The sequence below is a fragment of the Vibrio fortis genome, assembly GCF_000695685.1.
In the GTDB taxonomy this organism is placed as follows: Bacteria; Pseudomonadota; Gammaproteobacteria; order Enterobacterales; family Vibrionaceae; genus Vibrio; species Vibrio fortis_A.
Map to the genome: position 1 here is coordinate 73,946 of NZ_JFFR01000027.1, position 21,830 is coordinate 95,775.

Sequence of the window (21,830 nt, forward strand, 5' to 3'; positions counted from 1 at the left end):
ATTGATTAGTTAAAACTCTTATCTGAAGTGACTTTCGCTAAGCCAGCGATTAGCTTCCAAAGTGTGTATACGAAAGCAACAAGCAGTAATACGTAGCCCACTACAAAAACGACAGTTAGGAAGCCAACGATGCTGAGTACAATCGAAACCCAAAATGTCTTAATGATGTTGTCGTAGTGATCAGCAAAGATAGTCCCTTGAGCATCTGATTTTTTAACCATTGCCCAAATACCACCTGCAAGAAAGCTAATGCCGGTAAAGAAGCCTAGTAGCATAAGCGCGTATGCGACGATCGCATGAGTTTTCGCATTCTTCTCAGCTTCTGATAATCCAGTATTCATTGATTCCTTTGTTAATTTAAACACTAATATGCTAGGGCAATCTGGAAGCAATGTTTACTGGTTTGTGATTAGTTGCATATGTTGCATTTAGCGGTGTGATATATTTTGTATTTCGCGCAGAATTTTTACTCGGTTGAGGTTGGAGAGGAAAATCACTGTGCGAAAAATGGAGAGAAATTTAAGTTATACAGTGATTAGAGTTCTTTTTACCGCTGAGGTACTCTGACTGAATCAATAAACGCAACGAAAGGACTGAATGCGTATGATCACTTGTTATGTTCGCTATGTGATAGATCCAAAGAAAGTAAAAGAGTTCGAAGAGTATGCCAAGATGTGGATACCACTGGTGGAAAAATTTGGTGGTCAACATAATGGTTACTTCTTGCCTTCTGAGGGGGCGAACAACATTGCGTTGGCACTATTCACTTTTGAGAGTTTGACGGCTTACGAAGATTATCGAATTAAATCTCTAAACGATCCCGAATGTATTGAGGCTTTTGCTTTTGCCGACAAGGTGGATTGTATTATGAGTTATGAACGCAGCTTTTTCCGTCCGGTTCTGAAATAACAGATATTAGCGCTCATACATTCACGATTGACATAGGAATTAGACAGATATGGTCACTATCGAGCGACTCACTGAAGCTCAAATTGAGCCGGTAAAGAAGGTCAAGTTAGCTGAAGAACAGGTTAAGTTTGCAGCGACTGCAGAAGACTTTTTACAAGATGGTAGTGAAACGACTCACCTACATATTATTAAGCTAGATAATGAAGTTGTCGGATTTTTTAAATTAGATATTGCCTATAGCGAAAGTTACGAGTTTTGCCCAGAGTCAGGTATTGGATTAAGAGCGTTCGCGTTAGATAAGAATCAACAAGGTAAAGGGCTTGGTACACGCGCTGTGAAGGCTCTATTTCCGTATCTCGAAGAGCACTATTCCTCATTTGAGTTCATCTATTTAACCGTAAACCTGAAGAACCCTGGTGCGATTGCTTGTTATGAAAAGGGTGGTTTTGAAAAGACCGATGAGCTGTATCTCGGAGGCGCTGCGGGCCCGCAACATATTATGCGTGCACGGTTCTAGCTAAGGATTAAAACACGAATAGCCTTCAACATATTTAGTAATACACACTATTAAATAGAGTATAAATTCTGCTTTAAGTCACTAATTTTAAAGACTTAGATTGACGCTTTCTGGGAGGTGTTGTTGTAATCGCAACTCTAAAATTATAAAACAGGCTTGAGTTATACAAAATGGAAATGAGTCAAGAAAGCAGGATAATCGACGGGAAACCATGGGTTTGCAACTTTGGCATACGAATCTTCGCACTTATTATCGATTCGTTAATCCTCGGTGGTGTAGGGTTCGTCCTAAGTAGTTTTTTTGAACAACAGTTCATTCAACTCGGCGATCTTGCTTGGGCTGTTGGCGCGCTTGTATCTATCTCTTACTTTAGTATTTTTAACAGTTCGTTAATGGGCGGACAAACCTTAGGTAAGAATGCGACCAACATAAAGGTTGTTGACGCCAACAACAAAACACTGAGCTTTCCAAGATCATTAGCGAGATACTGTATTTTCTCAATTCCTTACTATCTTGGGAGTGTAACGGCCAGTAGTGAGATGATGCTGCCTTTTACTGATACGATTGTATCTTTTCTGGTAATAGCTGTGTTCTTTGGGACAGTGTACCTTTATATCTTCAATAAAGTGACGCGTCAGACTTTGCATGACGTCATCGTTGGGTCATTCGTAGTTAATCTAAATAGTGCACCCGCCGTAGCCCCGACGAAAGTGTGGAAAGGACACTTAATCATTATTGTTACGTTGGCATCGTTATTGACAGTGGTTCCTGCATTTTTCTCAGAAGAGGAGACTGTGGATCGTTTAACTGTTACGCAAGAGATTTTGAATGACTTTGATGTTGTTTCATCATCTTACGTTGCGTCTGGGACACGTCATTTCAGTTCTTCAGAAACAGGCTCTAGAACTACAACGTACGTAGATGTGAGCGTAACTCTGGTAGAAGACGATGTTCTCAATGAGTCTATAGCTCAAGCAATTGCTCAGGAAGTGGTTTTTAGTTATCCAGAATCTATCGATAAGGATGTAATGAATGTGACTCTTTCCTATGGCTACGATATTGGCATTTGGTCTAATTGGAATAGCAAAACATATCGTTTTAACCCCAAGGAATAGTAATGCTTCGTAGGACCACGTACTACTAGTATTGGTTGTGCTTTTTAGTTTCTGTCATCGAAGAAGCCAGTTTGGACATCTTCGATAACAGGGCTATTTAAGAAACTCTAGCGCCAGTTTTCAAGCTGGCGTTTTTATTTCTATTGTTTATTAATCACGCTCAAACGCAGTGAAAGCGTAGTCTTGGTGTAGGCTTGCTTGATATTTGCCACTTTCGATTTGTTCAATTAGTACATTTGAATCGCCTAGACGTACGTTACGTACAAAGTGATGTTGATTCGTTGGTAGTGCCGCTTTTAGTTCTTGATTGCTCATTGTGTTTAGTGAAGAAGCAAACTCTTCAGCAGCGCTTTGTGCTTGTTCTTGAGTTGTAAAAACGCCCACATTTAGGTCGGCTTCACGATCAATTTGAACCCAAGAAGATGAAGCGAAAGAAGCAGAAGTGAATGCTAGAGTTGCTGCAAGAGTAATAATGCGTTTCATAATGTAATCCTCAAATAATTTGTTTTCTTGAGGCGCTTTGCCTCGGTACAACGCCATTATTATGCAAAATATAAATGTGATAAATATCACATTGCTCTTTTCACTGATGCCAAAAATACACGAATGAAAACTTGGTTTTCCATTTTTTGCCCCAAATGTGGCTGAGTTTTTAACGTTGAAAGGGTTGGTTTGATGTACTTTATAGATCTTATATCAGCGATTGTATGGTGAGATCGTCTTGTGATAACAAAGCTACAGGTATACGCTCGCTATAACCGTAGCATTTATTTAATCTCTATATGTAAGGCAATAAGATTGGCGGGGGTGGGAAATTAATGGATAAAAAAAGAGCAGCAATAAATTGCTGCTCGAATCTTTCGGAGTTAATAAGTAACTTTCAAAGGCAGTGGGGAAAGTCAATGCAGAAGATAATAGTTTAAATACAGTGGTTTGTCTCGATAATAAATAGCCATACATTGTGGTAATAATTGCATGAAACTGTCTTAAAATATAAAAAAGCCCACAATAAGTGGGCTTTTGGTTAGCTGATTTATATTAGAACGAGTAGCGAAGTGCTAATGCTAAAACATCATCTTCACCATCTACGTCGGTGATCTTGTACTCAGCAAGTGTCTTGAAGTTAGGTGTTAGGTTGTACTCACCACCTAGCGAGTAGTAATCAACTGTCTCTACGCCGTCTTTCTCTAGGTTGTTGTAACCGATAAGAGCGTTAAGCTCTTCAGTTACCTGGTAAGTAACGACTGCTTCAATACCTTCGTAATCAACACCGTTATCTGTACCGTCTTTTTCCCAGTTCTCGCCATCGCTGAACAGCACTGCAGCGTACAGATCTTCATAAGTGTATGAAACTGCTGCCGTTACAAGCTCAGAATCCGCACCAGCTGCAGCGCCTTCACCTTCGTTGTAGCCCAGTGCTACTTTTACGCCGAATGGCAGTGCGTAGTCTGCTGCAATGCCGTATGAAGAGGCATCAGTTGAAACTTGATCGTTTTCGCCTTGGTAGCTTACGTGTACGTTAAGAGCATCGTAAGAACTCGTTGCCTTGAATACAGAATCTGAACGGCCGGTACCGAATACATCAGCACTTACGCCTGCAGCTTCGTTACCAAACTCTGGGAAAATATCTGTGTAATCAGACACTAGTGTTACTGCACCAAATTGGCGACCGTAGCTTACAGCCCAGAATTCAGAGCCCACACCTACGTAACCTTTACGTACGTCGAACTCGTCATCGTTATTCGCATCGCTGTTAGATTTGAATTGCAGTTCGTACAAACCGAATGCGTATAGGTCATCATTGATTTGAGATTTACCGTCTAGGCCAACACGGATGTAGCTTTGGTCTCCGTCGATGTTTTTATCGCTAGAAAAGTAGTAAGCACCTTGAGCTCTGCCGTGAATATTCAGTTCAGTTTCTGAATCAGAGTAAACTTGTGCTGCATTAACTACAGAGCCAAAGATTGCGGCACCAATCGCCAGAGAAATGATTTTCTTATCCATATTTTAATTACCACTACATTGTGTTTGAAGTTGAAGTAATTATCTATACACATGGGTTATTTAAAAGTGAGTAATTATCAATTCACTATGGTAAATAATAAGCACAAGTATTTGGAATAAACTATTCTATTTTGTTATTTGTCGAACAATTATACAAAGTGATATATGTTCGGTTACAACAAACGGAAAGTGCTTTGCTACAATAGATATGATTATATTTTTTCTCTCAGTAATATGATGCTTGAGAGAAGAAAAGAATAACCGAAGAATTCCAGTCCTTCTTCAACCAGTGTTTTTATATCTCTGTTGTAGCCATCCCCTAAAAACTCCATCCAGAACCCTTTATAGCCAGCAATTCGAGAAAATATAAGGAACATAAAAACACCGATTATCCAAACAAGGAAACTATCGGTTGCTGTAAATCGTTTCGCTGCAACAATTACGCTTTTTCGGTGAGAGAACATTTGATAGGTAATTGTTGCCACTATGGCACCAGCGGGAACCTTCCAAAAGCCATGAAATAGGAACAACTCAAATACTTGGTCCAGCTCTCTCGACACGAGTAGTAGCATGAGCAGAGCATGAATTTTCAATATCGATGAAAAGGCACGACTTTCTTGGGCTTTAATGTAACTAATTAGCGCGGTACCTAAGAGGATAGCAACTTGGCTGATCTCAAGTACAGAGCTCTCTTTGGTGTGAGAGTCAAAGTGAATACTAATGTAAGCGACGACTAGTGTGAGTAAGAAGCTATGTAAAATAATGAATGTATCAAAGACGCGGCCGCTGCGTCGCTCGTCATAAATTGGGCTGATGTATTGCATTGCGTAAATCCAGAAAGTGGTAGAACGATAGAGTAAACGAGAGTCTTGTTATAAGTAGGTTTCCCAAATTGGCGTTGTACCAATTTCACTCTGTATTGAGTCGATAAACAGCTTTGCCAAAGGCTGCTGATTACGGTGTGAATACATCGCAAAAATATCGCTGTGGGTAGAGAGCGGATATTCAGGGAGCAGTTGTACCAGACCTTGCTTTTCCAAATCCTCCTGCAACATAAACCGTCCGATAAGGGCATACCCAAGACCATCTTGTACCGCGTCCATGATCAAATCTGTTTCGTTGACTTTGTATTTCGCATTCATGTTGAAGGTCTTGATCTCACCAGCTTGCTCATCGTCGACAATTCGAATCTTATCAGACAGGAAAGATTCGCTTGAATAAACAACAGCAGGTAACTTGATCAATTCTTCTGGCGTTCTTGGAGTACCGTGTTTATCGACGAAATCTTGAGATGCAATTATTGCTAGCTTGTTGGTCGCCAGCTTGCGAACGATCATATTGGATTCGCGAATCGGACCGATGCGGAATACAAACTCGTAGCCTTCACTGATCACGTCAACTTTGTGATCAGACAGTAAAACTTCCACAGTAATGTGGGGGTACTTGTGCATGAAGCTTTTGACGGCCTTTTTAAGGTATGTACGGCCAAAAAACGACGAGCTTGAGATCTTCAAATGACCACGGGGCTCAGCGTGAAAAGTGTCTGCAAGCTTTTTGGTCTCAGTCAGCAGCTCACGTACTTTTTTCGCCTGTTGGACCATCTCTTCGCCAGCATTGGTGAGTGATAGCGACCGGGTAGAGCGGTTGAGCAGCCTTAACCCTAGGCTGTCCTCTAATTTTTTAATCTGTTTAGACAGTGCGGAACGGTCAATGTGGTTCCTATCGGCCGCCTTTGCAAAGGTGCCGTGTTCAGATACGTCGAGCAGTAATTCCAGTTGAGTCGCTAAGTCCATGCTCACACTCCTAGTCATATTTTTGTAATTAGATGTGATGGAGAGCGCATTTTACAAAACCTATTCGCAGAAATTATGGTTTTGTTAGCACTTCACTATTGCGATAAATGCACCAATTGAGCATTTGGTCCGTTTGTTTGCCGATTGTCCGTTAAACTGTGCAAAGCGTACGCAAAATTGCGTAAATTTAGACCTATTCGCTATTTTGTAGATGAAAAAAGACTAATGAGTGATTCAAAATGAGGTGTTTTAGGAGGTTTTTTTCTAAGGTTGTCTTGATCTGTAATTTATTGATGTGGTCTTTTCCGTGCAATTTGAGCAATACTTCATGTCGAATTATAGACTTTTTTGCATTTGTATATCTTAATAAAATGGAACATTAAAGCTCAGGAGTATGTAGAGAAGGGGCGTTGTTTTGAATAGTGGCGAAACGCTCGGGAGCACAACCCCAGTGAGTTTTTCTAGGGCTGTTGTTATTTCGCTTTCGTGTTCAAGCTAACACTTTTTGTGGGCAAACATGTCGTTAATTGTTTGTTGCGCCAATTCAGTTATGCGAGATAAGTTTTGTTGCTTCTCTTTCTCTAACTTTGCTTGATGACGCTTGCTGTCTTTATTTTGTTTGGGCTTGTTTGACTGCATTCAACCCCCTTGCACGAACAACGTACTCGTATTTAGTGTTTAAATGTTGAGCAAGCGTCTCACAGCTGAGCGTTAAAGATTAGTATATGAATACTTACAACTGTATTAGGTAACACCTAATAATTTTATAAAATTACGTGATTGAATAGGCATGTTGGTGCCAAAGAGAGATATCAGAGTTTGGAAAGAAAATGGATTTAGCGACTCGATTAGAGCTTCTATTAGAAGTGTCAAAAGCTGGCTCTTTTGCCAAGGCGGCAGACAGGATGAATGTGGATCGTTCTGTGTTGTCGAAACAGGTAAAGCAACTTGAAGAACATCTCGGTGTACGTTTGATCAATAGGACGACGCGATCACTATCGCTCACTCATGTTGGAAAACAAATCGTAGAGCAAGCAGTAAAAGTGGGCGAATTGCTTGAAGAGACGGAAAAGATAGCGGCGTGTTTCTATAAAGAACCTATTGGTAACCTTCGCATTTCGAGTACGACACTGTTTGGCCGTCGGTTTTTGCAAAAAGCGGTTGAGGAATTTCTCGCTCGTTACCCAAGGGCGTCAATTGAATTAATTTTGGACGACAGCCGTGTTGATTTGGTGGGCGAGGGGTTTGATATTGTTTTTCGTATTGGCCCAATGAGAGATTCATCGATGATTGCCAAGAAGCTTGCTGAAAACAAAACAGCGATAGTTGCTTCAGAAACGTTTATTGCTAAACATGGAATGCCGCGCTGTCCTGAAGAGCTAACTATGTTACCAAGCATTATGTATTCACATGGTGGCTTTGTGCTCGACAAGGTGCAGTTCTATCCAGAAGATAACACTGGAGATCTCGAAACGTACGCTCTTAAAGGCAACTACCGAGTGAATGAGCCTGAGTTGATTGTTGAAAGTGTAAAAGCTTCACTTGGGTTTGCTCAAATAGGTCAGTTTATGTTGAGTGAAGGTTTGACCGAGCAAGGCCTAGTGCAGCTGTTACCAGAACGCGAAATCCCATCTTTTGGCGATATCTACGCTATGTACACTCATCGAAAGCAGTCTCCACTTGTTTTGGCCTTTATTGAGATCGTTCAAGAGATCATCGGCACACCACCAAGTTGGGAAAAGCACTTTGCTTAAATAGAACGAGCAAGCATGCAGTTTTCTTTATGATAGCTATTGACCTCAAGTTAACTTGAGGTCTTATTCTCTCTTTAAAACAGACAAGGAGAGAATGTTATGCAGAATGATTATATCAAAGCCCTAGCGTTCAAAACCTACCAAGAAGAACGTACACGAGAGTACGTTATATCAAAGAAACGTCCATTCCATCCACCGAGCTTTACGTTTGGGTTTATCGTTGCACTTCTATTTATCCAATTTATTTAGTAATCAATATAAACCATCTCTTATCGGGTAAATTGCCTATGCATCATGTTGTTAGGCGTAAATGTTGAATTGTATTGAATAAATCTATATAACCTATTCAAATATATAAAATGTTATTGATTGCATATCAATGTTTCTTGTGTGGGCAATGGAAAAGCGGAGTTGATGTCATCGCTTTACTCCTGATTTGAAATTGAAACACACGGTAATCTTGAAAAATTGAGCAACTAATAGCAATACCTAAGAGAACTAGCATGCTTAAAACGTCGGACTTTCATATAGATAGCACAGAGTTTCGTTTCAAAAATGACAACTATCCGTTGTCGAAAATTAATCAAGCGAGAATGAAAAAGCTCACACTACTCGACAACCTAGGACAGATTCTATTTTGGGTCGCTTTGTTTTCTGGTGCAGTTTGGGTGGCGCTTCCGACTGTTGCAGAGTCGCCACTCTGGTTACAAATTTTAGCAGCTTGCTTGACTATCGTAGGCTTCGTTTTTGCTCTGTTTCGTTGTGCTAAATTCGCACTTCAGGTGGAGTTTCGTCATAGCGATGGCACAGGCGATCAATGGATTACAGTTGCAAAAACTTTCTCTGCGAAGGACAGTGAGTTACTTACACAGCAAGCAAATCGATTAAACGAGCAGTGTTGGTAACGCTAGACATGAATATTAAAGCTTGGTATTTACTAATGGATGAAACGTGTTAGGACATATTGAAATTACAGAGATGAAAGTTGCATCTAGGTGGTCGCGTTTTTGGGCGTGGTTTATTGATGGGTTAGTTGCTTGCGCCTTAATGATTCCACTGTTTTACTTTGAGCCGACACGAAACCTGATGTTTTCGAATGATGTCTTAGGGCTGGTTTCTACATACGTTTTCTCAGCATTTTTATACTTGTTATGCCATGGCTATCTGCTGCATAAGTACGGTCAGACCATTGGCAAGAACGTGTTTGAGATAGCGATGTTTTCGACTGACACCCATCAACCTTTAAGTCTATCGAAATTCATTTTCATGAGGTGGGCACCGTTTTCCCTAATTATATTACCCGCTAGGTTGTACGAGATTTTTCCGACTGTGGAACTGTTTAAGTTACTCTCGTTATTGGCAATATTTGCAGCAGTCGTGAATATTCTGTTGATTTTTGGGAAACAGAAGCGGTGTTTACATGACAGACTCGCTGGCTCTTTAGTTGTTGATGTTTCAAAACCTAGAAAGATTGATTTCAGCGAAGCCTAACTAGTTTAATAGTTTGAAACTTAATAACTTATCCCTATTTCAAGCGGTTTATCTGGTTCGTATCTGAGCTTGGGTAAGCCGCTTTAATTCTTTGTGCTTGGTGGATGTTAACGAGTAGGCGGTTTATGAGTTTCTGTAATGGCTCAATTTCTGGCAGCTTCTTATTTTTGACTTGAGTTTCCAAATCTAAAGCTTGCTTCGAGAGTGTATCGAGTCCTAAATTGAGAGACATGCCTTTGATTGAATGAAGTGTCTTTTGTAGTGCACTGAGCTCTTTGGACATATAAAATTCAATCAGGTGGTCGACGGATTCTTCGAATTCCACAATCGTAGAGTCGATGAGTGTCGCGAGTCCTTCTTGGTCATCTTGCAACATCTGAATGATTTCAGAACGGCTGATCTCCTCTTCAGTGATTCTTAACTTCTCAATAGGTTCTCGGTGAAGTGCGATGACATTGTTTCTCGTGCCTATATCCTCTTTCGTCATATTTGATTGTTTAGGTAGTTGAGAAGAGAAGTGGTGAAGGGCGTCTAAGAAACTTTCTTGTTGAAGCGGTTTGGTTAAGACGTGATCAGCACCAGCCTCAATGAAACTATCATGCGCCTCACGAAATACATCGGCAGTGTAGGCGAAGATTAGGATGTTTAACCCCAAGGTTTCGCGGATATAGCGTGTTGCTTCAATGCCATTCATTTCCGGCATGTGATTATCCATCAATACAAGATCAAAACGCTCGGCTCTGAGGCGGTTTATTGCAACAGCACCGTTTTCTGCCAGTGATACATGGTGTCCGTAATTCTCGCAGAAGCCTTTGGCGACAATCGCATTTACGCGGTTATCTTCGACTAGCAGAATGTTCAATGATGTTGTTTCAGCAGAGGTTGATGAATCTGGTAAGTCTGATTCCTTAGCAAGTTCTTTTTCTCGCCAAATTATTGGGAGAGTAATTTTGAAACGCGTGCCTAGTCCAGGAGCGCTGTTGAGATTTATCTCACCTGACATAAGATCAACGAGATTTTTGACGATGGCTAAACCAAGCCCTGTTCCACCAAATTCTCTCGTTGTCGATGTATCCGCTTGTTCAAAAGAGTTGAAGATATGAGTGTGCTTCTCTTTAGGGATACCGATACCGGAATCTGTGACGGTAAGTACCAGTTTTGACGTTGCTTGGTTTAGAGTAGCTTGAATCAGTACGTGTCCTTCGTTGGTGAATTTAGTCGCATTACCGCCGAGGTTAAACAAGATCTGACGTAAGCGAGCACGGTCACCAAGTAGTTCTATATTGCTGGGAATTTCGTTTTCGGTCAGTAAGCGAATACCTTTTTCATCTGCCATCGGTTGTATTGCACTGCAAACCGGTTGCAACACTTGATTAAAACTAAATGGTGCAACCTCAAGTTCCAGTTTGTTCTCTTCAACCTTTGAAAAATCCAAGATGTCGTTGAGGATGGTCATCAGGTGCTGCCCAGAGTCTAAGATGATATCTATGTTCTCTTTGGTTGCAGGTTCCTTAGTCTGTGAAGCAATGATTTGTGATATGCCAAGCACGCCATTCATTGGAGTTCGGATCTCATGACTCATCGTAGAGAGAAACTCACTTTTGGCTTTAACGGCGGCTTCTGCTTTCTTCCTCTCTTCGATTAAGGCTTCGTTCGAAGAGCGCATATCTTGTTCATTTTTGACCAAACTGAGGGCCATTTTTTTGAAACTGTGTGTGAGTTGGGCAACCTCGTCTTTTCCTTGAAGGTTAGGGCTAGTGTTGAGCGTGTTCGCCCCTTTACTTAAATGTCCTTCGGAGACTTGCTGTGTTGCTTCTAGCAAGCATGTAATGCGTTTTCTGATTCTGCTTGAGGACCAAACCGCGACTAACAGCGATACAGACACAGTGAAGATAGCTCCCCCAATCAGAACATATGTGGTTTTAATCGCGCTGTTGTCAGACTTAACCACGCGGATATCGATGAGTTCGTTTTCGATTTCGATGAATTGTGCGATCTCTTTTCGGATCTCGTCGACAATGGTTTTCCCCGTCTGTTTTTGTGCAAACTTGATCACGCTGAGCATAGAGGCTTCGCCTTGATCGACAAGTTGGCGCTGGGCTATCTCTTTTTCTCCAGACTCTTTAAGCCATCTCTTTAACAAGGCATCAACCCTATACAAGCGTTCAACTTGAGGCGGGTTATCGTCGACTTGTTTGGCTAATATGGTGACTTTGTCTTTCCATACTGCCAAAGCAAGATGGTAAGGCTCAAGGAACTCTTTATCGCCGGTGAGTAGGTAGCCTCGTTGTCCGGTTTCCATGTCAACGACTAAACTCAGTAACTCTTGGGCACGTGCGATTGCTTTGTGAGTATGAACAACCCAGTGGTTATCTTTTACCATGGATTGAGTGTTTTCATAGACTGATAAAGACACAAGCAACATGAACATGATGGGAATACAGAAACTGACAAATAGTTTCTTTTGTAGGGATATGTTATCGAACCATGCAGCATACATGAAGAATATCGCCTCAAACCGTTTGCTATATCGAACCAGTGTAGGACAGAAAAGTAAAAATGTTAGGTGTTAAGGTGCATATTGGTGCGGTAGATCAGCTTTAACCTCAAAAATACTCCTTTAGTGTAAGAGAAGATGGGTAGAGATCGTCACAACGATGAAATCTAAAGAGTTTAGATTGAGCCTAGATATACGAATTTCTACAGGTTATGAATGCCAACTGGTACGATGATTTAATAATTACCTGTGTTTTTATAAATTATTCGTATGCCTTGTAACAAATTGTAATCATTCATGTTAGCATTTGTACGTTATACAACTACTCACTATGCAAAGATTGGAACCGTAACAATTAGTGATGGCTTTCAACGTAAAACACAACATTATAAAAACACAAAAATGAATACATATTTCTTCGCTAAGCAAGCAATTTTAAAGAAAGACAGATCAGTTTTCGGCTATGAAGTTTTATTTAGAAAATCAGGGAATGAGCCATTAACATCGATTCCAGATAATGCAACTGATTCAATAATAAGTGGCAGTTTAGCATTGAGCCCGGTGACTCGGATAGATACTCAAAAGTACTGGTTCTTTAACTTCTGTGAACAAGATATGTTGAACAGAACTTATCGCATACTTCCCAAACAAAAGGTATGCCTAGAGGTATTAGAGACAACCGTGCCATCAAAGGCTCTCATTCAAGAGATTAAGGCGGCAAAAGCACTCGGATATCGAATCGCGTTTGATGATTTCTCACCAGAGAACCCTTGGCGTAAGTACCTTCCTCTCGCAGATATCATTAAGTTTGATCTCACCAAAAGTGACTTAGATTATATTGAAACCGTGATGAGTGTGTGTGATCACCCATGTCTATATCTGGCGGAAAAAGTAGAAACAGAAGAAGAGTTTAATCAGTGTGTTGATATAGGGATGGATCTCTTTCAGGGTTATTATCTAGAGAGACCTCAATTACAAGAATCTGATAATTTATCACCAAGACAGTCAACATTATTTAACATACTTGAGAAAGTTAACTGTAAAAACGCCAATAAGCATCAAATAGAGAATGAAATAAAGAAAGACGTCAGCACATATATTAGCATTATAAAAATGGCGAATGATATTAGCATAAAAATATCGAAGCCGATTGTTAATATAAAGCACGCAATTAACTACTTAGGCCTATATAAGATACAAGTTCTAGTTTCTACTATTATATCTTCTGAATTATGTAGTAATGAATACCTTTATGATAAAGCGATAAACAGAGCCAAAATGTTTGAGTTCTTGTGTCGAAAATCAAATAATCGAGAAATGACCCAGTGTGGATTTTTTATCGGTTTAATAACGATACTTGATGAAATTACTCATAAAAATGGTCAGAGAATTATCGACTCTATTAATTTGGAGCCTAGAGTGCGTGAGCAGATCAAACACAGAAAAGGTGAACTCGGTGAGGTATTGAGCCTTGTCGAATTACTTGAAAGTTCTGGTACATATCTGAAAGAACTTCCCACTAATATTACAGATACAACGGTTGATGACGTTCAAGCGATGTACAATCGGATCTATATTTAACCAAAAGAGCGCTAATTCGATTAGCGCTCTTTTTCTATCTCACAGTGTATTGATTACTATCGGTTGCTAAACGATAGCGCGAGTCCATTTAGGTTATCCGCAGATACTGTGAGTTCTTGAGAAAGCGTAGACAGTGCTTCAGCTTGGGCGAGATTGCTCCGAGATGCGTCATTGATACTCATGATGTTGGTGCTGATATCTTCGGCAACGGTTCCTTGTTGCTCGGCAGCAGTTGCTGTTTGTAATGCGATATCAGAGATCTCATTTAGTGAATTAGACATCGCAACTACTTTCGTCTCTGAGTGTTTAGTCTCTTGCGTACATACTTGGCTTACGTTTTGATTTTCAATCATTTTGTCTTGAAGCTCGTGTAAAGAGGCTTGTATGCGTCCAATCGTCTTTTGGATATGTTCGGTAGCATCTTGAGTACGGATACTTAGCGCTCGAACTTCATCAGCAACGACAGCAAAGCCTCGACCCGCACTACCAGCTCTGGCTGCTTCTATTGCTGCGTTAAGCGCGAGTAGGTTTGTTTGTTCTGCAATGCCTTGAACCTCAGAGATAATGGCATTTATCTGCTCAGATTCACTGACAACCTTGGAAGCCACCAGTGTCGATTGCTCTACTTCTTGCGTCATCGTTTCTACTTTCTGACGAGTGATGCCAATGGAAGACAATGCTTCCTTACAGTGAGACTCGGCAATTTTAACCTGTTCAGATGTTTGCACGCAGTTCTTAGCGACATCCTGAATTGTCTGGGTCATCTCTTCGATGGCCACTGAAACTGCCTCTAGCTCTTGTGTTTCACGTGCGATATTAGACTGAGATTGTGCGGAGGACTTATTGACCTCTTCAGCACTGGAACGAATTGATAGTCCTCGGTCTGTTACGCGGCCTAAGATAGTGCGAACTCGCCCTTGTTCAATCTTTAAGTGGTAATCGGTGGCATTGTTTCTGTTAGTGCTGAATACAAGGCGAGAGACGCTGTCGTAGTCATTAGCGCGCTGTTTCTGCTCTGATGGATTTGATACTAACTCACGATAGTAGAGCGAGAGCAAAAACGCTGGTGTTGCAAGATTGAATAGGGGGGAGCTGGTAAAAGCAAGATAAGTAAATGCTGCGCCAGCGAGCAAACCAGATGCTAATTTTAGATTCTGAAACCGACCTACTTGAACGTTGAGCGACGGTTTTTGGTTTAGCTTCTCGTAAGCCTCAATAGCGCGCTTTTTATATTGGTTTTCTAAATGTACACGTACAGATTGGTAACCAACATGATCACCATTCTCATATATGGGACAAACAAAGGCATCTACCCAATAATAACCACCATCTTTAGTGCTGTTTTTTACGGCACCTCGCCAAACTTCACCTTGTTTTAAATGTGACCACAAATCGGCGAATGCTGCTTTCGGCATATCTTTGTGTCGAACGATATTATGATGTTGTCCTAATAACTCCTCTTTAGTAAAGCCTGCTATTTCACAAAATATGTTATTGACGTATGTAATTCGACCGTTTAAGTCTGTCGTTGAGATAAGTTCTGCACCTACAGGTACATGGACTTCTTGGTTTATAGTCATTGTTATTGAAGCTCTTTATTAATAATTTGTTACAGGTTGGATATTAATTTATAAAATCATTCATTTGAATTATGAATTGCGTTCAAAGCGTGACCTTGCTTCCATTGGTTGGGTGTTGTTATTAATTGAACTGATATTTAACCATAGTGCTAAAGTGGTTATTAAGCGTAAGGTTGGGTGGTGAAATTTGGAGCAAAAAAAGAGCACAAATATGTGCTCTTAATAAATTTAACTGACTAAATTATAGAGTTAAAACACTACTTCTTTCGATGAGGGTCGGTTCTAACTCTACGACTTGAGGATAAACTTCAGGGGACTCTAAACGACTCAACAGAGTATCAACAGCCGCTTTACCTAGCCTATGTTTTGGCTGGTGGATGGTCGTTAATGCGGGGGTCATGTATTTCGATAAGTGGATATCATCGTAACCGATCAGTGAAAGATCTTGTGGTACACGTAACCCATCTTGCGCAGCAGCGTGAATCACGCCCATAGCCATCATATCGTTGCAAACGAAAAGGGCACTTGGCAGCCTTCCACGACTTTTTAGCGTCTGAAATGCATCAAAGCCGCCGTCACACTCAAAGTTAGACTCAACAATCCAGTCTGCATGAACTTTAAGGTTGGCTTCACTCATGGCTTGTTTAAACCCTTCGTAACGTGAAGAGGCTTGATTACGATGAAGAGGGCCTGTAATACAACCAATCTCAGTATGACCGTTATCAATAAGGTGCTGGGTAGCCATGTAACCCCCTTGGTGGGAGTTATCTTGGATCTTGTCGCTTGCGAACAGCATTGGTCCCCAATCCATAACAACGACAGGCAACTCTGGGTAGCGTTCAAATACGTCTAAATGCTCACCTTCTAGTGTTGAGCACATCAACATTAAACCATCGACACGCTTCTGAAGCAGGGTGTCGATAGACGATTTCATGCGCTCACTGTCGCCCTCTGTATTACAAAGTATGAGATTGTAGCCTTTCTCATAGCAACGTCGCTCTACGCCCTTTACGACCTCCCCAAAGAAAGGGTTCGTCGAGGTTGTCACCAACATACCGATCGTTTTTGTCTGCTTCATTTTAAGACTGCGAGCAAGGGCTGAAGGGGCATAGTTAAGCTCTTTTGCCGCTTTGTTGACGCGCTCCGCGATTTCGTCGCTTACAAATCGAGATTTGTTGATCACATGGCTAACGGTAGAGGTTGAAACCTTGGCAAGTTTAGCGATGTCTTTCATTGTTGCCATAATAATTCCTTGTGGTGCTGTTCGTTCCACTTTGGGCGATATTCTGCCTTAAAACAGAGGGTTGTGCGCAACAAATTATTTAAAATTTATTACGCACCAGCCGAGACACTTATCGTTATGAAGTTTGTAATTACCCTAACTGCTCAGCCAAAAATGTATCTGTTTCTTGACGTGACGGTATTGATGTTTGTGCACCAAAACGTGTCACTGAAATAGCCGCTGCAGCATGTGCGAACTTAATCGCCTTCTCTAGTGGCATCTCTTCAAGTAAGCCTGTGACCAATGCGCCATTAAATGTATCACCTGCGGCAGTGGTATCCGTCGCTTCAACGCGGAAGCCTGGAATCAATTCCCCTTGATTAGCTTCACCACTATGGCTTAGCCAAACACCTTTCGCACCAAGCGTGATCATCACGGTTTCAATGCCTTTGTCATGCAGAGCAAGTGCTGCTTGGTGAGCAGATACGTCATCGGTCACGGTCACGCCAGTTAAGACTTCTGCTTCCGTTTCATTTGGTGTAATCACGTCGATGCATGCAAGCAGTTCGTTTGATAGAGGGCGAGCTGGTGCTGGGTTAAGAATCACTTTAGTGCAGGATTCTTTTGCCACTTTTGCTGCGTATTCAATGCCTTCAATCGGCGTTTCAAGTTGCGTTAGCAGGTATTTTGCGCCGCGAATCTTATCAAGATGTGGTTCGATTTGCGCGCAGTCTAATTTGTCGTTTGCTTCAGCTGATAAACAGATGCTGTTCTCACCGGTTGCGGATACTTGGATCATGGCAATCCCCGTTGGGGTATTTTCCGCAACAATCACACCATCGATATTGATGCCGTCTTTCTCGAAATCTTGGCGGATATTGATACCAAACGGGTCGTCACCAACACAGGCGATGAAGCCGATATCTGCATTTAAGCGAGCAGCGGCAACCGCTTGGTTTGCACCTTTACCGCCAGGAATGACCTGATAGTTTCCGCCAATCAGTGTTTCGCCTGGACGAGGGAAAGAGGGAACTTGCAGTACATGGTCAGCATTTACGCTACCTAAAACAATCAGTTGAGTCATGATACGAGCCTTATGATATATCGTATTTGAAAATGCATGGCTGTTTCTCATCACCGTCAGTTGGTACCGAGAGACTGCGCAATGGGAAATAGCTATGCACTGTCGTGATAGAAAGAAAGCGAGGGTAGGGGAACCCCCGCTGTTCTTAATTAAGAGAGATTATTTAGCAACAATTTTCAGAGGAACTGGTACGTACTCGTCAACTTTCTCGCCTTTCAGTACTTTGTCAGCCATTTCGATGCCAAGAGAGCCGATTAGGTCAGGTTGTTGAGCAACAGTTGCACCTAGCAGACCACGATTAACGGCTGCAATACCATCGTCTGTGCCGTCAAAGCCAACGATCATTACGTCTTTACCAGAAGCTTGGACAGCGCGTAGTGCACCTAGAGCCATTTCATCGTTCTGAGCGAATACAGCTTCAACGTCTGGGTTAGCCGCAAGTAGGTTTTCCATTACGTTCAGACCTTTAGTACGGTCGAAGTCAGCAGGTTGGCTTGCAAGAAGCTCAAGGCCGCTGCCGTTTACTGCGTTCATAAAGCCTTCACCACGCTCACGGGCTGCAGATGTACCAGCAATACCTTCAAGTTGGATTACTTTCGCTTTCTCGCCCACTTTTTCCATGATGAAGTGACCCGCCATTTCACCACCGATTACGTTGTCTGAAGCGATGTGGCTCACTACATCACCACGGCTTGCACCACGGTCTAGAGTCAGTACAGGGATGCTTGAACGGTTAGCCATGCGAATCGCGTTAGATACAGCATCTGAATCTGTTGGGTTGATCAGGATAGCCTTAACACCACGAATGGTTAGATCTTCAATGTTCGATAGCTCTTTGCTTGGGTCGTTTTGAGAATCAAGAACGATAAGCTTGTAGCCTAGCTCTTCTGCTTTCGCTTCCGCGCCATCTTTCATTGTCACGAAGAACGGGTTGTTCAATGTAGACAGAACGATAGCCATTGTGTCTTGCGCTTGAGCAGACACAGAAACCGTTGTTGAAAGTAGAGCAGCAGAAATTAGAGTTGCTAATTTTTTCATGGTGTAAGTCCTTTGTGTAGGGTGAGCTAGAAGGTGAGTCCTAGCTCGTTGTTATATTATTAATTTATTAAAGTGTTACGTTGACTCAAACTAGAGCCGTTTAATGTGTTACTTGTTTTTGTTATCAACCAATACCGCCAGAAGAATAACCACTGCTTTTGCAATCATCTGGTAGTAAGAAGAAACGTCTAATAGGTTCAGTGCGTTGTTCAGGAAGCCGATAATCAGAGCACCAATCAATGTGCCCATGATGCGACCACGACCGCCAGCTAAGCTTGTACCACCAAGTACAACGGCTGCGATGGCGTCTAGTTCATAGCCCATACCTGCAGTTGGTTGTGCTGAAGAGAGACGAGAAGCAACGATGATGCCTGCTACGGCAGCAAGTAGACCACAGATGGCGTACACACCGATTTTTACTTTGTCTACGTCGATACCCGATAGGCGAGTTGCTGATTCGTTACCACCTAGTGCGTAAACGTAGCGACCAAAGCGAGTGTGGTTAAGTAGGTACCAAACAGCAGCGAATACAACTGTCATGATCCATACTGGAACTGGGATGCCCATTGCGTAGCCTGTACCAAACCAAGCAAACGCGTCTGCTGTGTCAGTAAAGCCAGTAGAAATTGGACGACCATCGGTGTAAACCATGGTCACACCACGTAGAAGCGTCATGGTTACTAGGGTTGCGATGAAGGCTTGAACCTTACCTTTCGCGATGATCACACCACTGATTGCACCTAGCGCAGCACCTGCTACTAATGCCGTTGGGACTGCAACCATCACAGGAACTTCCATGCCAATCATACTGGCTGCGAACGCACCACAAAGTGCAAGTACCGAACCGACGCTCAGGTCGATGCCGGCAGTCAGAATAACCAGTGTCATACCTACCGCGATGATGGCGTTAACCGATGTTTGGCGCAGGATGTTGAGGATGTTGTCGACGGTAAAAAAGTTTGGGTTTAAGAAAGAAACAACAACAATCAGAAAGATCAAAGCGATCAGTGATTTTTGTTCAATCAGCCACTCTTTGCTCAGTAGAGACTTCTTTGCTGGTGTTTCAGTTGTTTTGCTCATGGTATTAGTACTCATGCTGCGTCCTCGTTGATCTTTTTACCGACCGCACACGCCAGTAATAATTCTTGGTTTGCTTCTTTAGCGTCAAATTCGCCACTCACGCGGCCTTCGTGCATCACCATGATGCGGTCACTCATTCCCAAAACTTCCGGCATTTCAGAAGAGACAAGGATGATGCTCATTCCGTCAGCCTTGAATTTGTTAATAAGCTGGTAAATTTCTTTTTTCGCACCGACATCGACACCACGGGTTGGCTCGTCGAGAATCAGGACTTTAGGTTTGGTCATCAAGCCTTTAGCGATGGCCACTTTCTGCTGGTTACCACCAGATAGGTTGCCAATGATTTGCTCGCGAGTAGGGGTCTTGATGTTGAATAGCTTGATGAAGTCATCCACCGCGATCACTTCGTCTTTGTGTTGGATTTGCGCGCCTTTGGTCAGGATGTCTAGAGAGCAAAGAGACATGTTCTCTTTCACCGACAGACCAAGTACTAGGCCATCACCTTTACGGTCTTCAGAGATGTAGGCGATGCCATTAGCAAGGCCATCTCTTGGACTCGCTGGGTTTATTGTCTTGTTATCTAAGTTAATGACGCCGCGTTCGCTAGGTAGGGCACCGTAGATCACCTTCATCAGTTCAGTGCGACCTGCACCCATCAAACCAGACACGCCTAGGATTTCGCCGCGTTTTAGCGTGAAGCTAACGTCGTGTACACCAGAGCCTGTTAAGCCAATAACCTCTAAACAAGTCTCACCGTAGGTTGGTTCGATACGTGGGTACTGTTCGTCTAGCTTACGGCCTACCATCATTTCGATAAGGCCATCTTCGTTGGTGTCTTTCACTTCACATTGACCAATGAATTTGCCATCGCGAAGTACGGTAATGTCATCACAAATCTCGAAGATCTCTTTCAGTCGGTGAGAGATGTAAACAATTCCGCAACCTTCGTCACGCAATTCGTTAATCACTTTGAAAAGAGATTCGGTTTCTGTATCAGTTAAGGCATCAGTTGGTTCATCCATAATGATGACCTTAGATTCAAACGATAGGGCTTTCGCGATCTCTACCATCTGTTGCTCACCAAGGCTTAACTCGCCCAGTGGTGTTTTAGAACTGTGTTTTACGTTAAGGCGTTTAAGCAGCTTATCGGCTTCTTGGTACATTTCGTTCCATAGAATTCGGCCCAACGTTCCAGTGATTTCACGACCTAGAAAGATGTTTTCCGCAATCGTAAGTTCAGGAATCAGGTTCAATTCTTGGTGAATAATACTGATACCCGCTTGCTGAGAATCGCGTGGGCCTTTAAATGCAGCTGGCTGACCTTGGTAGTGAATAGTGCCGCCATCAAGGTGATAGATACCCGTCAGCACTTTCATTAAGGTCGATTTACCGGCGCCGTTCTCGCCCATCAGCGCCATAACGCGTCCTGGGTAAACGTTGAGGCTCGCTTTATCCAAGGCTTTTACACCAGGGAAAGCTTTCTCAATTGAGTTAAGTTCTAAAATGGCTTGAGTCATGTGGTTTCCTTTACTCGGGGCCAGGTTGTTTGGTTCGCTTAAAAAGTTACGCCAGCTTGAAAGATGACATTTGCATAAGGGGTACATTCGCCCGTGCGTATTACAGCGCGACTCTCATTGGTGCGTTGTTTGAATTCTTCATGGCTTACGTAGTTAATCGCGATAGTTTTGCCGCAACGCGCTTCTTCCGTTTTGAGTTGGTCAATCAGTACCGCGTGGTGTTCAGGGCTTACTTGTGCAAACTCTTCGGCGATAACCACGCCTTCGATTTGAGATTCATCAAGCATGGTTTTTACGGTTTGTGCAAAGCTTGGTACGCCATGTGTAAGCGCTAAATCGATACGGCGCACGTGATCGGGGATCGGCAGGCCCGCATCACAGATAGTGATTTCATCAGTGTGACCCAGAGTCGCCACAAGGTAAGAAAGATCGGAATTAATTAGAGTACTTTTTTTCATAACACTACCTATTGGGCAATTTTTCGATGTCGGAACAGAGATAAGAAAACGCCATCGAAACGTTTCGATAAGAATAATAGTGTTTGAATGATGAAATGCACGAATCATTCAGAAAGAGTGTGATAACGATCATCGAAACGTTTCGATGGTGCCGAAAAGATTGAATTGGATCACGTAAGTGATAGTTGTA

Annotated in this window: 22 protein-coding genes; 8 read left to right on the top strand and 14 right to left on the bottom strand. The window is 42.3% G+C overall.

What is annotated here, in order from left to right; translation table 11 throughout:
- Positions 1–5: 5 nt before the first annotated feature.
- Entirely contained in the window at positions 6–341 is a 336-nt protein-coding gene (locus VFDL14_RS06590) for a DUF4870 family protein (RefSeq protein WP_032552344.1), read from the bottom strand.
- Between the two features lie 262 nt (positions 342–603).
- On the opposite strand from VFDL14_RS06590, the gene VFDL14_RS06585 reads away from it, so the two are divergent.
- The 3 genes from VFDL14_RS06585 to VFDL14_RS06575 all read left to right on the top strand — a co-directional run bounded on the left by VFDL14_RS06585 (position 604) and on the right by VFDL14_RS06575 (position 2,541).
- Positions 604–909, top strand: a complete 306-nt coding sequence (locus VFDL14_RS06585; protein ID WP_032552908.1) for an NIPSNAP family protein — start codon at positions 604–606, stop codon at positions 907–909.
- Between the two features lie 49 nt (positions 910–958).
- On the top strand, positions 959–1,426 hold the full coding sequence (locus VFDL14_RS06580; protein WP_032552345.1) for a GNAT family N-acetyltransferase: 468 nt from the start codon (positions 959–961) through the stop codon (positions 1,424–1,426).
- Between the two features lie 170 nt (positions 1,427–1,596).
- Positions 1,597–2,541 (top strand): RDD family protein, encoded by a 945-nt coding sequence (locus VFDL14_RS06575; protein WP_032552347.1) that lies wholly within the window; start codon positions 1,597–1,599, stop codon positions 2,539–2,541.
- Positions 2,542–2,691: 150 nt separating this feature from the next.
- Here the strand turns inward: VFDL14_RS06575 and VFDL14_RS06570 are convergent, their stop codons facing one another.
- The 5 genes from VFDL14_RS06570 to VFDL14_RS24565 all read right to left on the bottom strand — a co-directional run bounded on the left by VFDL14_RS06570 (position 2,692) and on the right by VFDL14_RS24565 (position 6,977).
- A complete protein-coding gene (locus VFDL14_RS06570) occupies positions 2,692–3,024 on the bottom strand; it encodes a DUF3316 domain-containing protein (RefSeq protein ID WP_032552909.1) in 333 nt (110 codons plus the stop codon).
- A gap of 555 nt (positions 3,025–3,579) precedes the next feature.
- Positions 3,580–4,545 carry a porin gene (locus tag VFDL14_RS06565; protein ID WP_032552348.1) on the bottom strand — a complete coding sequence of 322 codons (966 nt, stop codon included), beginning with the start codon at positions 4,543–4,545 and terminating at the stop codon, positions 3,580–3,582.
- Between the two features lie 212 nt (positions 4,546–4,757).
- Positions 4,758–5,369, bottom strand: a complete 612-nt coding sequence (locus VFDL14_RS06560) for a hypothetical protein (protein ID WP_032552349.1) — start codon at positions 5,367–5,369, stop codon at positions 4,758–4,760.
- A 48-nt stretch (positions 5,370–5,417) separates the two neighbouring features.
- Positions 5,418–6,338, bottom strand: a complete 921-nt coding sequence (locus tag VFDL14_RS06555) for a LysR family transcriptional regulator (RefSeq protein WP_032552350.1) — start codon at positions 6,336–6,338, stop codon at positions 5,418–5,420.
- Positions 6,339–6,833: 495 nt separating this feature from the next.
- Entirely contained in the window at positions 6,834–6,977 is a 144-nt protein-coding gene (locus VFDL14_RS24565; RefSeq protein WP_160168795.1) for a hypothetical protein, read from the bottom strand.
- Positions 6,978–7,168: 191 nt separating this feature from the next.
- Between VFDL14_RS24565 and VFDL14_RS06550 the strand changes: the two genes are divergently transcribed.
- From VFDL14_RS06550 to VFDL14_RS06540, 4 genes are all read left to right on the top strand, one after another.
- Positions 7,169–8,092 carry a LysR family transcriptional regulator gene (locus VFDL14_RS06550; RefSeq protein ID WP_032552351.1) on the top strand — a complete coding sequence of 308 codons (924 nt, stop codon included), beginning with the start codon at positions 7,169–7,171 and terminating at the stop codon, positions 8,090–8,092.
- A gap of 99 nt (positions 8,093–8,191) precedes the next feature.
- Positions 8,192–8,341, top strand: a complete 150-nt coding sequence (locus VFDL14_RS24745) for a hypothetical protein (RefSeq protein WP_167332353.1) — start codon at positions 8,192–8,194, stop codon at positions 8,339–8,341.
- 254 nt (positions 8,342–8,595) lie between these two features.
- Positions 8,596–8,997, top strand: a complete 402-nt coding sequence (locus VFDL14_RS06545; RefSeq protein ID WP_032552352.1) for a hypothetical protein — start codon at positions 8,596–8,598, stop codon at positions 8,995–8,997.
- Between the two features lie 46 nt (positions 8,998–9,043).
- Positions 9,044–9,583: an RDD family protein gene (locus tag VFDL14_RS06540; protein WP_050487451.1), complete on the top strand. Its 540-nt coding sequence runs from the start codon at positions 9,044–9,046 to the stop codon at positions 9,581–9,583.
- Between the two features lie 34 nt (positions 9,584–9,617).
- Here VFDL14_RS06540 and VFDL14_RS06535 read toward each other — a convergent pair whose 3' ends face one another.
- Positions 9,618–12,083, bottom strand: coding sequence for a CHASE3 domain-containing protein (locus tag VFDL14_RS06535; protein WP_032552353.1), 2,466 nt, complete (start codon positions 12,081–12,083; stop codon positions 9,618–9,620).
- Between the two features lie 294 nt (positions 12,084–12,377).
- Here VFDL14_RS06535 and VFDL14_RS06530 point away from each other — a divergent pair, with 294 nt between their 5' ends.
- Entirely contained in the window at positions 12,378–13,661 is a 1,284-nt protein-coding gene (locus VFDL14_RS06530; protein ID WP_032552354.1) for an EAL and HDOD domain-containing protein, read from the top strand.
- Positions 13,662–13,717: 56 nt separating this feature from the next.
- Here VFDL14_RS06530 and VFDL14_RS06525 read toward each other — a convergent pair whose 3' ends face one another.
- From VFDL14_RS06525 to rbsD, 7 genes are all read right to left on the bottom strand, one after another.
- Positions 13,718–15,241 (bottom strand): methyl-accepting chemotaxis protein, encoded by a 1,524-nt coding sequence (locus VFDL14_RS06525; protein ID WP_032552355.1) that lies wholly within the window; start codon positions 15,239–15,241, stop codon positions 13,718–13,720.
- A gap of 241 nt (positions 15,242–15,482) precedes the next feature.
- Positions 15,483–16,484, bottom strand: coding sequence for a substrate-binding domain-containing protein (locus tag VFDL14_RS06520; protein WP_032552356.1), 1,002 nt, complete (start codon positions 16,482–16,484; stop codon positions 15,483–15,485).
- Between the two features lie 130 nt (positions 16,485–16,614).
- Positions 16,615–17,547 (bottom strand): ribokinase, encoded by a 933-nt coding sequence (gene rbsK / locus VFDL14_RS06515; protein ID WP_032552357.1) that lies wholly within the window; start codon positions 17,545–17,547, stop codon positions 16,615–16,617.
- Between the two features lie 159 nt (positions 17,548–17,706).
- A complete protein-coding gene (rbsB, locus tag VFDL14_RS06510; protein WP_032552358.1) occupies positions 17,707–18,585 on the bottom strand; it encodes a ribose ABC transporter substrate-binding protein RbsB in 879 nt (292 codons plus the stop codon).
- A gap of 108 nt (positions 18,586–18,693) precedes the next feature.
- On the bottom strand, positions 18,694–19,680 hold the full coding sequence (rbsC, locus tag VFDL14_RS0123345) for a ribose ABC transporter permease (protein ID WP_032552359.1): 987 nt from the start codon (positions 19,678–19,680) through the stop codon (positions 18,694–18,696).
- Complete coding sequence (gene rbsA, locus VFDL14_RS06505; RefSeq protein ID WP_032552360.1) at positions 19,677–21,182, bottom strand: ribose ABC transporter ATP-binding protein RbsA; 1,506 nt, start codon at positions 21,180–21,182, stop codon at positions 19,677–19,679. The genes rbsC and rbsA overlap by 4 nt, the downstream gene beginning before the upstream one ends.
- Before the next feature lie 38 nt (positions 21,183–21,220).
- Positions 21,221–21,640 (bottom strand): D-ribose pyranase, encoded by a 420-nt coding sequence (gene rbsD / locus VFDL14_RS06500; RefSeq protein ID WP_032552361.1) that lies wholly within the window; start codon positions 21,638–21,640, stop codon positions 21,221–21,223.
- Between the last annotated feature and the right edge of the window lie 190 nt (positions 21,641–21,830).